The organism is Brucella tritici, from assembly GCF_008932295.1.
Taxonomy (GTDB): Bacteria; Pseudomonadota; Alphaproteobacteria; order Rhizobiales; family Rhizobiaceae; genus Brucella; species Brucella tritici.
The window spans coordinates 153458-169891 of sequence record NZ_WBWA01000009.1 but is presented as its reverse complement, the minus strand read 5'-3'; the positions used below and the strand labels follow the sequence as shown (position 1 = coordinate 169891).

The following is a 16434-nucleotide window of genomic DNA, read 5'->3' as shown; positions in this document are numbered from 1 at the left end:
TAGCAAGTGTTGTGTAAGCTGTTGAAATAGCGTGTTGAATTATTGGGGCGTGACCATCTGGGTAACAACCAATCCACACCGCGGCGGCGAAGCGGTGGTAAGGCTTAAGAGGAACAAGGACCTATGACTATCAATCTGCAAAAGCCGGATATCACCGAGCTGAAGCCCCGCATCACCGTATTCGGTGTCGGCGGCGGCGGCGGCAATGCGGTCAACAACATGATCAATGCCGGTCTGCGCGGCGTGGATTTTGTCGTGGCCAACACCGACGCTCAGGCTTTGACGATGTCGAAGTCCGAACGCATGATCCAGCTTGGCGCTGCTGTCACAGAAGGCCTTGGTGCTGGTTCCCAGCCAGAGGTTGGCCGCGCGGCTGCTGAAGAATGCATCGACGAAATCGTCGATCACCTGAACGGCACGCATATGTGCTTCGTGACTGCCGGCATGGGCGGCGGTACCGGTACGGGTGCAGCTCCGGTCGTGGCGCGCGCTGCTCGCGAACGCGGCATCCTCACCGTTGGCGTCGTGACCAAGCCTTTCCATTTCGAAGGCGCCCGCCGCATGAAGACTGCCGATCTCGGCATCGAAGAACTGCAGAAGAATGTCGATACGCTTATCGTCATTCCGAACCAGAACCTCTTCCGCATCGCCAACGACAAGACCACCTTCGCCGATGCTTTCGCAATGGCTGACCAGGTGCTTTATTCGGGCGTTGCCTGCATCACCGACCTGATGGTCAAGGAAGGCCTCATCAATCTCGACTTCGCCGACGTTCGTTCGGTGATGCGCGAAATGGGCAAGGCCATGATGGGTACGGGCGAAGCTTCCGGTGAAGGCCGTGCAATGGCCGCTGCCGAAGCTGCAATCGCCAACCCGCTGCTCGACGAAACCTCGATGCGCGGCGCGAAGGGCCTCCTGATCTCGATCACCGGTGGTCGCGACATGACCCTGTTCGAAGTCGACGAAGCTGCGACGCGTATTCGCGAAGAAGTCGATCCGGATGCGAACATCATCCTTGGCGCAACCTTCGACGAAGGCCTCGAAGGCGTCATCCGCGTCTCTGTCGTCGCTACCGGTATCGATAAGCAGTTAGGAGACGCGGCGCCTGCGCCGCTGGAATTTCGCCAGCCGGTAAAGCAGACTGCACAGGCAAAGCCGATGGCTCCGCATGGCGCACTTCGTCCTCCGGTCGTTGAACAGCCGCGTCAGGTCGATCCGATTGCTCAGGCAATCCAGTCTGCCGAAGCTGAAATCCCGGCAGCTCCTGCCGCTTCTGCTGAGCCGGAATTCCGCCCGCAGAGCCGCATTTTCCAGGCTCCTGCTCCGGAATCCTTCGAACGCGCCCCGGTTGCCCGTGCACCGATGCCGCAGGCCCCGGCAGGTCATCAGGCCGCACAGCCACAGGCCTACCAGCAGCCGCAAATGCATGAACAGCCGGTTCGTGAACCGCGTCCTGCTCCGCGCATGCCTGCCGTTTCGGATTTCCCGCCGGTCGCACAGGCTGAAATCAATGCCCGTCGCGCTCCGCAGCAGCCTGCACAGGAAGAGCCACGCGGCCCGATGAGCCTTCTGAAGCGCCTGACCCATGGTCTGTCGCGTCGTGAGGAAGATCAGCCTGCCGCTCGTCTGGAACCGGCTCAGCATCGTGAACCTGGCATGCGCCCGGCTGAACGTCGCGCTCCGCAGCAGGACTCGTCGATCTACGCACCACGTCGTGGCCAGCTTGACGATCAGGGCCGCCCGCAGCCGCGTGCAGCTTCGGAAGAAGATCAGCTCGAAATTCCGGCCTTCCTGCGCCGTCAGTCGAACTGAGTCATTTCGGTTAGTGAATAGGAAAGCCGCGGGTAACTCCCGCGGTTTTTTCGTTTCAGTAAACAAAATCAAAACATTCGTAAGAAAGCGTGATTTTGTTCAAGTCACGCAAATTATTATTTTAATTGAAACGGGGTATGGTTGGGGCAGCACATGTTTGTGAACCCTGTGTATTTCCGGTCGCAATTTTAGCTATATCTATCCATATAGACGCAAAGAATTGCGAAATGGGCTGTGTTGAAATTCCGTTTGAACGGCCTGCATTCATTTTATTCAGCAGATTGGAACTGTCTTGAGCGCTTATCAAAAGACAATTGGTCGTGCGGTCACGCTTTCAGGCGTCGGCGTTCATGGCGGGGCCCCGGCTTCGGCGACGTTTTTCCCGGCCGATGCCGATACGGGTATCGTGTTTCAGCGCTCGGACCTGAAGGGCAAGGCACCGGAAGTACGGGCCCATGTTTCACAGATTGGCGCCACTGACCTCTGCACGTCGCTCGGCCCAAAAGAATCCAAGATCGACACGGTCGAGCACCTGATGGCTGCGGTCGCCGCACTGGGCATTGATAACCTTGTCGTTGAAATTGATGGTCCTGAAGTTCCCATTCTCGACGGTACTTCTGCGCGTTTCATCGAAGCTTTCGATGAGGCAGGTATCGTCACGCAGGAAGCGAAGCGCCGCTTTATCCGTATTCTGAAAACGGTTCGCGTCGAAGCCGGTGGCTCCTGGGGTGAATTTCGTCCCTTTGCCGGTACACGGTTTGAGGTCGAGATCGACTTCGAGTGCCCGCTGATCGGCCGGCAGAAATTTGCCGACGATGTGGATGAAGCGACCTTCCGCAAGGAGCTTTCCACTGCGCGCACTTTCGGTTTCATGAAGGATGTGGAACGCCTCTGGGCTTCCGGCCATGCGCTTGGCTCGTCGCTCGACAATTCGCTTGTCATTGGCGACGACAATTCTGTCATCAATCCGGGTGGCCTGCGTTTCAGGGATGAGTTCGTTCGTCATAAGACGCTCGATGCCGTCGGAGATCTGGCGCTTGCCGGTCTGCCGTTTCTCGGCTGCTTCCGTTCCTATCGCAGCGGCCACAGGCTGAATGCGGAAACGGTCAAGGCGCTGCTGTCGGACAAGACGGCGTTCGATATTGTCGAGGCCTCCGGTGTTCGCCAGAATTCCAGAGCATCCGATTTCGTTGCCGTGAAGCCGAATATCGCGGCTCCATGGGCACTCTAAGCGTTTGTTTGGAGCCGCGAATCTTATCCGAATGCCGTTCCACACTTTTCGGGATACGCTCTAAATTAGCCAAGAAGTAGTATGTATCGGCGCGTGGCCTTAATTGAGCCGTGTTCGCCGGTTCACCTCGCAATTGAGTCGATGCGTCGTTTTACGGTGGATTGATCGGGGAGCATCTACCCACACGGGTAGCCAATACCGGGGACAATTCACACTGGTTACGCGTTTCGATACGCCGTCCGGCGGATTTCAGGCCACTAGACGATTGCCGATTTCGCCTGCATGTGGTTTATGGACGGCCAAAACGGCGTCAGCTATGTTCGTACATTCGCTGAAGCTGAATGATTTGTATGGATGGAGCAGCCGTGCAGTGCTAGAAGCACGCAGTTCCAAACAGGAATGACGCTGCCAAAAGGCCGGAGACCGCATGACGAGTTTCAAATTCAAGGGTGTGACGAAAACCGCGCTGCTGACTGGCGCTATCGCCGTTCTTATCCCGCTCGCCGGTTGTGCCAGCAAGGACGACGACATCGATCTCACCAAGTATGTCGAGACGATCGATCCTGCCGACAAAACCTACAATGAAGGTCTCGCCAATCTGGATGCTGGTCGCCTTGATGAAGCTGCGAAGAAGTTCGCCGCCGTCGACCGCCAGCACCCCTACACGGAATGGGCACGCAAGTCGCTCGTGATGGCTGCCTTTACCAACTACCGCAAGGGCAATTACGAAGAAGCGATCTCGATGGCGAAGCGTTACAATACGCTTTACCCGACTTCGCCTGAATCAGCCTATGCCTATTACATCATCGGTCTTTCCTACTTCCGCCAGATTCCGGACGTGACCCGCGATCAGGCTGCGAGCCGTCGCGCGATCGCTGCGATGCAGGAAGTGGTCGATCGTTTCCCGGATTCCGAATATACGGATGATGCCAAGGCCAAGATCCGCTTCGCTCGCGACCAGCTCGCAGGCAAGGAAATGCAGGTTGGCCGCTATTATCTGGAGCGCAAGGAATACCTTGCTTCTATCAAGCGCTTCCGCGGTGTTGTGGAGGAATATTCCAACACCCGTCAGGTGGAAGAAGCCCTCGCTCGTCTCGTCGAAGCTTACTATGCGCTTGGCCTGACGTCGGAAGCCCAGATGGCAGCTTCAGTTCTCGGCAAGAACTATCCGGACAGCCCGTGGTACAAGGACAGCTACAAGCTTCTGCAAAGTGGTGGTCTTGAACCGCGCGAGAATGGCAATTCGTGGCTGGCCAAGGCCTCGTCGCTCATCACCGGCGGCGGCTCATAAGCTGATTCTCACATGCTGTCGCACCTGTCGATCCGCGATATTGTTCTGATTGAAAGGCTCGACATCGAGTTCAAGACAGGCTTGTCCGTGCTTACCGGTGAAACCGGGGCGGGCAAGTCTATTTTGCTTGATTCGCTTTCTCTGGCGCTTGGCGCGCGTGGCGACGCCTCGTTGGTGCGTCACGGTGCCGATCAGGGGCAGGTGACAGCGGTGTTCGATGTGCCGGGCGCGCATCCGGCCCGGATTTTTCTGCGTGACAACGGTTTTGACGATGATGGTGACATCATCCTGCGTCGCCTGCAGATGGGCGACGGTCGCACGCGCGTCTTCATCAACGATCAGGCGGCGAGCGTCGCGCTTCTTCGCGACCTTGGGCGCAGGCTGGTGGAAATCCACGGCCAGCATGACGACCGCGCGTTGATCGATACCGATCTTCACCGTACATTGCTGGATGCTTTTGGCGGTATCGAGCCAGAGGCAGCAGTGGTTCGCGAGCGTCACAAGGCCTGGCGCGATGCGGAGATCGCACTTGCCAAGCATCGCGCCCGCGTCGAGCAGGCCGAGCGTGAAGGCGATTACCTGCGCTCTTCGGTTGAAGAACTGACCAAGCTCGATCCGCAACCCGGCGAGGAAGAAGAGCTCGCCGAGCGCCGTGCGGTCATGATGAAATCCGAAAAGATCGCCGGTGACGTGAACGAAGCTGGCGAGTTGCTGTCGGGGCAGGGATCACCTGTACCGACGCTGGCAAGCCTCGTGCGCCGTCTGGAGCGCAAGATTCCGGAAGCACCGCATCTGCTGGAGCCGGTTTGCAAGGCAATCGATGAGGCGCTTAACAGTCTGGCCCTTGCGCAGGACGGCATAGATCATGCCATGCGCGAGATCGATTTCGATCCGCGCGTGCTGGAACAGGTCGAGGAACGGCTTTTTGCTTTGCGCGCTGCCGCACGCAAATATTCTGTCGCGGTGGAGGGATTGCCTGCGCTGCGCGACAAGATGGATGCTGATCTCGCCGATCTGGACGCTGGAGCGGAAAAGCTTATCCAGCTTGAAGGTCAGGCGACTGAAATGCGGGCGGCCTATGACACGGCGGCAGCCAAGCTTTCCGGTTTGCGCAAAGAAACAGGGGAGCATCTGAAGGCTGCTGTGATGGCCGAATTGCCTGCACTGAAACTGGAGCGCGCAGAATTCATCGTTGAAATGACGACCGACGCGCAAGCGCGGGCGGCGGAAGGCATCGATACGGTTGAGTATTGGGTGCGCACCAATCCGGGCACGCGGGCCGGGCCGATGATGAAGGTCGCTTCGGGTGGCGAGCTTTCGCGTTTCCTGTTGGCGCTGAAGGTGGCGCTTGCGGATCGCGGTTCTGCTCCGACGCTCGTATTCGACGAAATTGATACCGGCGTGGGCGGTGCGGTGGCGGATGCCATCGGGCAGCGCCTTGCGCGGCTTTCCGGTCGTGTGCAGGTTCTTTCGGTCACGCATGCGCCGCAGGTGGCAGCGCGTGCCTCCACACATTTCCTGATTGCCAAGTCGGCGACCAATGAAGACCGTATGTCTACCTCGATCCGATCCATCGGAGTGGACGAGCGGCAGGAAGAGATTGCCCGAATGCTGGCCGGTGCCAGCATCACCGATGAAGCACGCGCAGCAGCAGAGCGCCTGCTGGCCGAGAATTGAGCATTTCGAGCAAAAGTGCGGAGCGGTTTTGCGTCGGATAATGCGTACAAACAAAGAAATAGCGCGCTTGTCTCCTGACAGAACGTTGTCAGTGTGACCACATGTTCGTAACCGAGCGCGGCTGTATGCGTAGCCGTATTTCTTGGTTATGTTGAGCAAAATTGAATCAGCAGGTTTTGCTCCGCTTATGACCGATACTCCCGTCGAAAAACTGACCGAACCTGAAGCCGTTTCAGAACTGGAACGGCTGGCGCGCGAAATTGCGCATCATGATGAGCTCTATCACGCCAATGACCGGCCAGAGATTTCCGATGCCGAGTATGACGCGCTGAAGCGGCGTAACGATGCGATAGAAGCGCGCTTCCCGCATCTGGTGCGGGCGGATAGTCCATCCTTGCGGGTTGGCACTGCGCCGGTTTCGAAATTCGCGCAGGTTGTTCACGCCCGCCCGATGCTTTCGCTCGGCAATGCGTTTTCGGACGAGGACGTCCGCGATTTCGTGGGCAGTGTCTATCGCTTTCTGGGGCATCTGCCGGATAATTCCATTGCATTTACCGCTGAACCGAAGATCGACGGGCTTTCCATGTCGATCCGCTATGAGAATGGAATTCTGGTTAGCGGTGCGACGCGCGGGGATGGCACGACCGGCGAGAATGTGACGGCGAATATCCGCACCATTGCCGAAATTCCGAACCGGCTTCCGGCGGGGGCGCCTTCCATCGTGGAAGTGCGCGGCGAGGTCTATATGGCCAAGAGCGATTTCCTCGCGCTCAACGAACAGATGGCCGCTGAAGGCAAGCAGACTTATGTGAACCCGCGCAACACGGCAGCAGGTTCCCTGCGCCAGCTCGATGCCAAGGTGACGGCGAGCCGCAAACTGAAATTCTTTGCCTATGCCTGGGGTGAGATGTCGGACATGCCTGCCGATACGCAGATGGGCATGGTCGAGATTTTCCGCGAATGGGGTTTCCCGGTCAATCCGCTGACGAAGCGGCTTCACGGTGCAGATGAATTGCTTGCGCATTACCGTGCCATTGGCCTAGAGCGCGCCGAACTCGATTATGACATTGACGGTGTCGTCTATAAGGTTGATCGGCTCGATCTGCAGACACGGCTCGGTTTCCGCTCGCGCAGCCCGCGATGGGCCATTGCGCACAAGTTTCCGGCAGAACAGGCTACGACGATCTTGCGCGGCATCGACATTCAGGTCGGGCGCACCGGCGCGCTGACGCCGGTAGCGCGACTGGAGCCGATCACTGTCGGCGGCGTGGTCGTCACCAATGCGACGCTGCATAACGAGGACTATATCAAAGGTATCGGTCTCAAGGGTGAGCGCATTCGTGCTGATGAGCATGATATTCGCGTCGGCGATACGGTCATCGTGCAGCGTGCGGGCGATGTGATCCCGCAGATTGTCGATGTCGTGCTGGAGAAGCGCCCGGCCGATGCAGTGCCGTTCCATTTTCCGCATGAATGCCCGGTCTGTGGCAGCCATGCCGTGCGCGAAGAGGGCGAGGCGGTCTATCGCTGCACTGGTGGTTTGACCTGCGCCGCGCAGGCGGTTGAGCGCATTCGTCATTTCGTATCGCGCAATGCGTTCGATATTGAAGGTCTTGGCGAAAAGCAGGTCGAGTTTTTCTTCCATGCCGAAGATGACAGCCTGAAGATCAAATCGCCTGCTGATATCTTCACGCTGCAAAAACGACAGGCGGATTCGCCCCTCAAAAAACTGGAGAACATTGAAGGCTTCGGCACGACTTCCGTGAAGAAGCTTTACGATGCGATCAATGATCGGCGCGAGATTGCCTTGCATCGCTTTCTGTTTGGCCTTGGTATTCGTCACGTTGGCGAGGTGAATGCCAAGCGCTTTGCGCGCGCCTATCTGTCTTATGCCGCCTTTGAAAAAGCGGCTCAGGAGGCTGTGCCGCCAATAGAAGGCGACCGTACCGACAAGGGTAATGAAGCCTGGCAGGAACTGATTGCGGTTGAGGGCATCGGTTCCATCGTTGCTGAAGCTGTCGTGGATTTTTATGCGGAGCCGCATAACGTGCAAGTGCTGGCCGCTCTTCTGGCCGAAGTGACGCCGCTTGATGAGGAAGCGCGTGTTGCTACCGGTTCGCCGGTCGAAGGCAAGACGGTAGTATTTACCGGCAGTTTGGAACGCATGTCGCGCGATGAGGCAAAGGCCATGGCTGAGCGCTACGGAGCAAAGACAGCCGGATCGGTATCGAAAAAGACCGATCTTGTGGTGGCCGGGCCGGGGGCGGGTTCCAAACTCGCCAAGGCATCCGAGTTGGGAATCGAAGTCATTGATGAAGACGCCTGGTTTACACTGGTCGGAGAAGAATAATGGCCCCGTTCAGCGGTTTTGGTGAAAAAGCGATCCCGTTTCTGAAGGCTCTGGATTTTCACCAGAATCGCGAATGGTTCGTCGAGAATAAGGATCTTTTCGAGCAGCAATTGAAGGAACCGCTTGGCGATCTTGTCGAGGAACTGACAGGTCGTTTTGAAAAGGCCGGTCTGCCGTTCAAGGGCGACCGTGTGAAATCGCAGTTCCGCATTAAACGCGATACGCGGTTTTCCAAGGACAAGGCCCCCTATAACCGTCACCTGTCTGCGCTGCTGTCGCAATCGGGTACCAAATGGGACGAGAGCGGCTGCTTCTATGTCTGCATCGGCCTGCCGGGTGTCCGCGACTGCTACGCCTGTGTGGCTTGGTGGGGGCCAAGAAAAGAACTGCTTCTGGCTATACGCACAGCCATTGCCGAGAAGCCGGAAGAATTCCGCACTATGGTCGCGAAACTCAAGAAAAACGGTTTGAAAATCAGCGACTACGACCGGCTGAAGCGCACGCCGCGTGGTTTTGAGGCCGTGACCGATGATGATTTGCTGGAAGCAATTCGCAATCGGCATTTCTCGGTGCGGATAGAAATCGACCCTGAAACGATTACCCGCGCTGATCTGGCAGATCGTCTTGTCGACTTCACCGAACGGGCTCGCCCGCTTGTGGACTGGATGCACAAAATCGAAAAGGCCGTTCCGCAACAATCATGATCGTTCATGAATGCATCAGCCGGATTTATGAGTGATGCGCAAATGCGGCATTCCTGTTTAATAGTATGATTTTTTGGGAAATCATATTCCAACGGGCCGCAGAATTTCCTAACTACTCTTCATTCGGAGGAGTGAATATTCGTGGACCAGACTTTTCGGCCCGTAAGGGCTTCAGCGCGCGCCGATATTATTGACGGTGTCCGGCGCGGACTTCCGCTTGTCGTTGCCGGAGCGCCCTTTGGCTTGCTGTTCGGCGCACTTGCAGTCGATAACGGATTGTCGCTTGCCGAAGCGGTGTTCATGAGCTCCATCATCTATGCCGGGGCCAGCCAGATGGTCGGGCTTGATCTTTTCGGCCAGAACATCGCACCGTGGATGATCGTCATGTCGATCTTCGCCGTCAATTTCCGGCACGTGCTCTATTCGGCGACCACGGGTCGGCGCATCCGTCACTTCAAGCCATGGCAGAAGGCGCTGGCCTTTTTCGTTCTGGTGGACATCCAGTATGCGGAAGTTGAACAACGAGCCGAAGCTGGTAAGCCGGTCACCTTCGTCTGGTATATGGCCATCGGGCTCACATTCTATCTGACCTGGGTTCTTGAAGCGCTGATTGGCGGGCTGTTCGGCAATCTGATCACGAATCCCTATGCCTTCGGCATCGACTTTTTGTTGCCGATCTATTTTCTCGGCATGGTGATGAGTTTCCGCCATCGTCAGAACTGGTTGCCAGTCGTCATCGTCAGTGCGATTTCAGCCGTGGCGGCCTACAAGTTCGTGGGGTCGCCGTGGCATGTGTCGCTGGGTGCACTCGGCGGCATTGTACTTGCGGCGATTATTGCCAAGCCACGCGAAGGGGAGGCGTAAATGTCCACCACGATCTGGATCATTCTTGCCGGTGCGCTCTGCACCTATCTCACCCGTATTGGCGGACATCTGGTGCTGTCACGCTTCAGCCATGTGCATTATCGGGTGGAAGCGGCGCTCAACGCCGTGCCTGCAGCCGTTCTGACGGCCATTGTGGCCGCACCCGCTTCGGATCATGGCTGGCGGGAACTGCTCGTCCTCGCGATCTGTATCGTGCTTTCGTTGCGGCTCAGCATGATGACTATGTTCTTTGCAGGCGTAGCGCTTTTGATCACGCTACGCCATTTCACCGTGTGAATGCATTATCAAAGCGGCGCGGTTGCCGCTTCGAGCCATTTGCGTTCAGCGTCCTTGAGATGGGCTGAAAGCTTTTCACGCACGCTGGCATGGTAACGGTTCAGCCAGTCGATTTCCTCTTGCGTGAAAAGCGACTTGTCGATCAGGCGCCGGTCGATAGGGCAGAACGTCAGTGTCTCGAAGCCCATCATCGGAATGTCGCCGCCTTCAGGCACTTCCGGTTCGGTGACGATGATGAGATTTTCGATGCGGATGCCGAATGAACCTGGCTTGTAATAGCCCGGTTCATTGGAAAGGATCATGCCCGGCAGCAGTTCCTGCGCGCCCTTTTTCGAAATGCTCTGTGGGCCCTCGTGCACCGACAGGTAGGAGCCGACACCGTGGCCGGTTCCATGCGCATAGTCGAAACCATGCTTCCATAGTGCGATACGCGCCAGAACGTCGATATCCTGCCCGCGTGTGCCTTTCGGGAAGCGAGCCGTCGTGATCGCAATCACACCTTTCAACACGAGTGTGAATGCCTTAATCGTCTCTGGCGTTACCTTGCCGATGGGGACGGTGCGGGTGATGTCGGTGGTGCCGTCGCGATATTGTGCGCCGGAATCGACCAGGTAAAGCTCGCCATCTTCAAGCGTTCTGTTGGTGTCGGTATTGACGCGATAATGGATAATTGCGCCATTCGGCCCCGCACCGGAGATCGTGTCGAAGGATATGTCTTCCAGCGGCATCTGGAAGTCGCGCCCGGCATTGGCACGCGATTCTTCCAGCTTCTGCGCTGCGCTGATTTCATCGATTGTGCCGGGCTTCTGGGCGTCGACCCATGATAGGAAATTGACCATTGCCACGCCGTCGCGCTCATGGGCAGAGCGTGAGCCGTCAAGCTCGGCCTTGTTCTTGATTGCTCGTGGGATACGGGCAGGGTCTTTGCCTTCGATCACGCTGCCGCCTGCGCTGCTGACAATGAGGCGGAGCTTCTCAGCTGCGAGGATCGGATCGAGAAGGATAGCTTCTCCCTTGGCCGCGAGAGCACTGAGGTGTCCTTCCAGATCGCTCGGTGCCGAGAGCTTGGCGAGCTGGGTCAGATAGGCGCGCGGTTCAATGGCGAGTTTGCGTTCATCGATGAAAAGCTCTGGTTCACCCTTTGCAGGAATGATGGCAAAGCTCAATGGAAGCGGCGTATTGGACACGTCCTTGCCGCGGATATTGAACACCCATGCGACTGATGACGGATCGGTCAGGACGGTAGCACGAGCGCCGCTTGCGGCAACGGCTGCCTGCATTTCCTTGATCTTGTCTTCCGCTTCATGTCCGGCGAAACGGGCCGGCTGGATAGTGACTTCCGCCGTCGGCACTTCGGGCTGATCGTCCCATACGGCATCGACGAGATTGATTTCGACCGGAACGAGCTGACCGCCCTGAGCCTCCAGTGCTTCACGTAAACTGCGGGCTTCAGAAATGGTATGGAGCCAAGGATCGAAGCCGATATGCAGGCTCTTGCCGTTGTCTGCCAGCCAGGAAGCAGGCGGATTTGTGACGAGGCTTTCATAGGAGAAGACCTTCGGGTCGGTCTGGGCGCGGACCTGCAGCTCATAACGTCCATCGACGAAGATATAGGCGTTGTTCTTGAGGATGAGCGCGGCACCAGCCGAACCGGTGAAGCCGGTCAGCCAGGCGAGGCGCTGCGCATGGGGCGGAACATATTCGCCCTGATGCTCATCCGCGCGAGGAACCAGAAAGCCGTCGAGGCCAAGTTCAGCCATTTTCGCGCGCAGCTTCGCTACGCGTGGGCCACCATTGGCCGGATTTGTGGTGACGTCGAAACTCTGAAAAGCCATGGGCGTAACTCGCAAAATATAAGGAAAGCAGCTTTATTTCAGGTGGATCGCCACCCAGCCTTCGCGATGCAGCGTCTTCTGGTGGGTGAGTCCCTGCGCCTGATAGGCAGCGAGCACCGCATCGTGCTGGCTGTCAAGTATTCCGGACAGAATGATGGAACCGCCGGATGCCATATGTTCCTTGAGGGAAGGCGCGAGCTCGATAAGCGGATTGGCAAGAATATTGGCGACGATCAGGTCGAATGGCGAATAGGAACGGAAGATCGGGTGGCCGAAGCCTTCTGCCGTTGCCGTAACGATATGTTCTGCCACGCCGTTCTTGGCGGCGTTTTCAGCGGCGACCGTAACGGCGATAGGGTCGATGTCGGTAGCCAGCACCGGAATGGGAGCCAGCTTGGCGATGGCGATGGCAAGAACGGCGCTGCCGGTGCCAAGGTCGAGCGCATTGGTCGGGTGTTCGCTATTGACCGTTTCCTCGATCAGTTCAAGGCATCCTGCGGTCGTTCCATGGTGACCAGTGCCGAAGGCAAGACCAGCATCGATTTCGATAGGGATGTCGCCTGCTTCGATCTTGTCGCGGTCGTGCGAGCCATGGACAAAGAAATGTCCAGCTCTGACAGGCTTCAGACCTTCCAGCGAATGTGTGACCCAGTCGATGTCGGGCAGTTCTTCGACGGCGAAAAGACCTGGTCCTACCAAGGCATCGATCCGCTTGGCGACATCTTCGGCGTCGTCCTCGACATAGACCGACACTTCGAAAATCTGCCGGTCTTCGTCGATCTCGGTGATAGCGATTGGGAAGCCGTCTTCCTCGAAAGATTGTTCGAGAATATTGTAGACGCGCTCGGCTGCCGCTTTATCCGCCGAAAAGAAAAGTCGTGATTGGGCCATAAAGTAAAAAGCTCTCTATCTTTGAGAGCCTGTTCCATAAGCCGCCCTGTGTGGCCGCAAATGGCAATTTGTCTGCGTTCCGGTGCTCATGTAGCTTTCTCTGGTGCATAGTCTTATCCGAAAAGTCTGCAACTTTTCGGAACCATGCTCAGAAGTAGATTGCGCTCCGGTACTCGAAAATCACCATTTTCGCACACATATGCCGCTTTTTGATTCAGGCTCTGACGCATTTTCGATGTAAATGCTTCGTAGATTCTATTTAGCTCTTTGCAGCGCCTTTGGCCAGATTCTTCAACTTTTCCAGAGCCGTATCCGGGTTTTCCTGATAGGCGATGGTGCTGCGGAAACGACCGCCCTTGTCGAGCAGAAATACTGATGCCGTATGATCCATCGTATATTCGCCGTCTTCGCCCGGAACCTTCTTGGCGTAGACGTGGTAGGATTTGACTACATCAGCAATATTCTCCGGCGTGCCGGTGACGCCGATGATGCGGTCTGAAACATTGCTCACATAGGTCTTCATGACTTCCTGCGTGTCGCGCTCCGGATCGACAGTGATGAAGTAAGCCTTGATGTCACTGGCTTCGGGTCCAAGCTGCTTCAGCCAGCCATCCAGTTCATAAAGCGTCGTGGGGCAAACGTCCGGGCAATGGGTGAAACCGAAGAAGATGGCTGCCGGTGCTGCGCGCAGGTCCTTCTCGGTGAAAGGCGTGCCGTCCATCGTCACCAGGTTAAGCGGACCGCCGAAAGGTTCTTTCGCTGCTTCCTTGTCACGGAAAAGGTTGAGACCTGCAGCGCCGACTATGACGACGATGAAGGCGATGATGAAGATGGGCAGGAATTTTTTCATGTCCAGTCAGCCTTGAATTTCCGAACGCGCCTTTGCTGCGCTGCTCAACAACTTATCTTTTCTTTATGCACTGCAGAACGGTCGATATAGCCGCATCCTGCCATCATGAAGAGCGTGACGGTAATGTACGGTCATTTGGTCAGTTTTCAATAATTTCTGAAACTTTTGACGATTTGTCGCGTGGTGGAATTGGCTCCTCATAGCCTATGGAGCCAGAGCCGTTCCCGCATGACCAAAGTTGAACAGCCTCTCCACTCTTTCTTTTTGCAAGGTTAGCTAAACTGATATATTTCCGTCATAAAGCTGCAATTTCTTGTGAGTGCCATAGTGGAAATCGATTATATAATCGCTTGGGTCGATGGGCAGGATCCGGCGCATATGGCTGCCAGAAAACAGTTCGCTCCCGATTCCGTTCGCACGCATTTTGAAGCTGTAACCAGCGAACGTTATCTCGATAATGGCGAGATTTATTACAATATCGCTTCCGTCATCAAATTCGCGCCGTTCATCAAGCGTATTTTCATCATCACCGATCATCAGAAGCCACGGTTCCTCGATGCGTTCAAGCAGGAGGGCAAGTGCGATGCGTCCTTTATCCAGATCGTGTCCCATGATGACATTTTTAGAGGTCTGCCCGCTGCCCGTCCTTCGTTCAACGCCCGTGCTATCGAAGGCGCGATGTGGCGGATACCGGGCTTGTCGGAACATTTCATCTACTCCAACGACGATTTCTTTGTGAATGCTCCGCTGACAATTTCCGATCTTTATGAGAACGGACGCCCTGTTCTCCATGGTGACTGGGTGCGGCCTGAAAATACCCGCTGGAAGTACAAGCTGCGCCGATTGCTCGGCAAGATATCGCGGTACGAATATACGTTTCCGAAGTTCCGCATGGCGCAATGGAAAGGCGCCGTTGCCGCAGGCATGAAGGATCGCTTCATGTCGATCCACCATCACCCGCACCCGCTGCGGCGCAGCACGCTGGCGACTTTCTTCGCGGAGAAGCCTGACGTTCTGAATAAGCAGGTCAGTTTCCGATATCGCGATATCGAACAGTTCAATACGGTTGCTCTCGCCAATCATCTGGAGATATTGCGGCACAAAGCCTCCGTTCGCCCGGCGAGAGAACTGGCTTATCTGGATTTTGTCCAGGAGAAGCGCTGGGCGGAAGAACTGCAAGCAATCGAAGCAGGATCAGCTCCTTTCGGCTGTGTGCAGGGGTTTGAGCGTTTCGCTCCCGCGTTCCGTGCCAAAACTCACCAGACCCTCATTGCGAAGTTTGACGATGTTCTGCCGAATGTTATCAAGGATTATCTTTCCGGCGGGGAAGATAGTGCGCAGGAAGCGGCTTAGACGGTTCGTTCCGGAACTGACTGTGCTGCGGGGAAGTTTGAGGTGAATTTGCAATGACATCGTCGGATGATCTGCGTTTCCAGAACAGCGAACCCCGCATTCATTCCACGGCCCAACTGAAATCCGTCAAGTTGGGGCGATATGCCGATATTGGCGAACGCGTGATTCTTCGTGAAGTCACGGTCGGCGACTTCACCTATTTCGAGCGAAACGGCGAGGGGATTTATGCCGAGATCGGCAAGTTCTGTTCCATTGCCGCGAATGTTCGCATCAACGCTCTCGAACACCCGATGGAGCGGCTGACGACTCATAAAGTCAGCTATCGGCCGAATGAATATTTTCGCTATCTGGGTGTTGATGGAGAGTTCCGGGCAAGGCGTCAGGCGCAGCGCGTGGTCATCGGCAACGATGTGTGGATTGGTCATGGTGCGGTCATCACGCCGGGCGTTCTGATCGGTCATGGGGCAGTGATTGGTGCGAATGCGGTCGTAACAAAGGATGTGCCACCCTATCATGTGGTCGGTGGTGTTCCTGCCCGTTTCATCCGCAAACGCTTCGACAATGCCATCATAGAACGGCTGCTTGAACTCGAATGGTGGAACTGGCCGGTGGAAAAGCTCTATGAAGCAGTGCCGGACATTCAGACGCTCGAAATCGAAGCTTTTCTTGAGAAATGGAGCGGTTGAGTTCCAGCCCTTGCAAAGCCGCAATTGTTCCCCCACCTTCGCATCACGACAGTTCTGGAGGCTGGAAAATATGGTCGGACTGAAGCGTTTTGCCGGGTTGTTGCTTGCTCCCGTGCTGGTCGTTGCCGCTTCGGCGGCGCCGGCGGAAGAAGTTGGCAAGGTTGGCGTCGACTGGCTTGGAAACGATATCGTCATCGATGCGGTGCAGGACCCGAAAGTGCAGGGTGTAACCTGTCATCTGGCGTCGTTTTCGCGCGGCATGATCGACCGGCTACAGAAAGGCAACTGGTTTGAGGACCCGTCCAATGCGTCCATCTCATGCGAGCAGACAGGGCCGATCACCATCGGAGATATCGATCTTGGCAAGGGTGGAGAACGGGTTTTCTCCGAACGCACGAGCTTGATCTGGAAGAAGCTTGTCATCACGCGCATATACGACAAGACAAACAATACGCTGCTTTATCTCGCCCATGCGACGCAGGTTCAGGACGGGTCAGCGAAAACGTCGCTTTCAACCGTGCCGCTTTACAAGGGTGATGTCACATGGGCGAAGGGCAAGCCGGAATAGTCCGGCTGCCCCGATCCTTCATCTG

The 16434-nt window shown here is 56.4% G+C and carries 14 protein-coding genes; 11 read left to right on the top strand and 3 right to left on the bottom strand.

The window, feature by feature from the left end; all coding sequences use genetic code 11:
- Positions 1–123: 123 nt before the first annotated feature.
- From ftsZ to F9K91_RS12080, 8 genes are all read left to right on the top strand, one after another.
- Complete coding sequence (gene ftsZ / locus F9K91_RS12120) at positions 124–1812, top strand: cell division protein FtsZ (RefSeq protein WP_151677874.1); 1689 nt, start codon at positions 124–126, stop codon at positions 1810–1812.
- Between the two features lie 292 nt (positions 1813–2104).
- On the top strand, positions 2105–3043 hold the full coding sequence (gene lpxC, locus F9K91_RS12115; protein ID WP_151557280.1) for a UDP-3-O-acyl-N-acetylglucosamine deacetylase: 939 nt from the start codon (positions 2105–2107) through the stop codon (positions 3041–3043).
- A 427-nt stretch (positions 3044–3470) separates the two neighbouring features.
- Complete coding sequence (locus F9K91_RS12105; RefSeq protein ID WP_010659737.1) at positions 3471–4334, top strand: outer membrane protein assembly factor BamD; 864 nt, start codon at positions 3471–3473, stop codon at positions 4332–4334.
- A 12-nt stretch (positions 4335–4346) separates the two neighbouring features.
- Complete coding sequence (gene recN, locus F9K91_RS12100) at positions 4347–6011, top strand: DNA repair protein RecN (protein WP_151557282.1); 1665 nt, start codon at positions 4347–4349, stop codon at positions 6009–6011.
- 187 nt (positions 6012–6198) lie between these two features.
- The gene (gene ligA / locus F9K91_RS12095) at positions 6199–8361 is read left to right on the top strand and encodes an NAD-dependent DNA ligase LigA (RefSeq protein ID WP_151651786.1); all 2163 of its coding nucleotides are present in this window, start codon (positions 6199–6201) and stop codon (positions 8359–8361) included.
- Positions 8361–9065, top strand: coding sequence for a DUF2461 domain-containing protein (locus tag F9K91_RS12090; protein WP_151651785.1), 705 nt, complete (start codon positions 8361–8363; stop codon positions 9063–9065). The genes ligA and F9K91_RS12090 overlap by 1 nt, the downstream gene beginning before the upstream one ends.
- A gap of 141 nt (positions 9066–9206) precedes the next feature.
- Complete coding sequence (locus F9K91_RS12085; protein WP_061346016.1) at positions 9207–9929, top strand: AzlC family ABC transporter permease; 723 nt, start codon at positions 9207–9209, stop codon at positions 9927–9929.
- Positions 9930–10226: an AzlD family protein gene (locus F9K91_RS12080; protein ID WP_151557287.1), complete on the top strand. Its 297-nt coding sequence runs from the start codon at positions 9930–9932 to the stop codon at positions 10224–10226.
- 8 nt (positions 10227–10234) lie between these two features.
- Here the strand turns inward: F9K91_RS12080 and F9K91_RS12075 are convergent, their stop codons facing one another.
- The 3 genes from F9K91_RS12075 to F9K91_RS12060 form a co-directional block, all read right to left on the bottom strand.
- The gene (locus F9K91_RS12075) at positions 10235–12061 is read right to left on the bottom strand and encodes an aminopeptidase P family protein (protein WP_151651784.1); all 1827 of its coding nucleotides are present in this window, start codon (positions 12059–12061) and stop codon (positions 10235–10237) included.
- A 33-nt stretch (positions 12062–12094) separates the two neighbouring features.
- Positions 12095–12952, bottom strand: a complete 858-nt coding sequence (locus tag F9K91_RS12070; RefSeq protein ID WP_061346019.1) for a 50S ribosomal protein L11 methyltransferase — start codon at positions 12950–12952, stop codon at positions 12095–12097.
- A 259-nt stretch (positions 12953–13211) separates the two neighbouring features.
- Positions 13212–13802 (bottom strand): SCO family protein, encoded by a 591-nt coding sequence (locus F9K91_RS12060; protein ID WP_151651783.1) that lies wholly within the window; start codon positions 13800–13802, stop codon positions 13212–13214.
- A gap of 378 nt (positions 13803–14180) precedes the next feature.
- On the opposite strand from F9K91_RS12060, the gene F9K91_RS12055 reads away from it, so the two are divergent.
- The 3 genes from F9K91_RS12055 to F9K91_RS12045 all read left to right on the top strand — a co-directional run bounded on the left by F9K91_RS12055 (position 14181) and on the right by F9K91_RS12045 (position 16409).
- A complete protein-coding gene (locus tag F9K91_RS12055; protein ID WP_192799307.1) occupies positions 14181–15155 on the top strand; it encodes a hypothetical protein in 975 nt (324 codons plus the stop codon).
- Positions 15156–15208: 53 nt separating this feature from the next.
- Positions 15209–15841 (top strand): DapH/DapD/GlmU-related protein, encoded by a 633-nt coding sequence (locus F9K91_RS12050; protein ID WP_151677873.1) that lies wholly within the window; start codon positions 15209–15211, stop codon positions 15839–15841.
- Positions 15842–15911: 70 nt separating this feature from the next.
- Positions 15912–16409 carry a CreA family protein gene (locus F9K91_RS12045; RefSeq protein WP_151557297.1) on the top strand — a complete coding sequence of 166 codons (498 nt, stop codon included), beginning with the start codon at positions 15912–15914 and terminating at the stop codon, positions 16407–16409.
- Positions 16410–16434 lie beyond the last annotated feature (25 nt).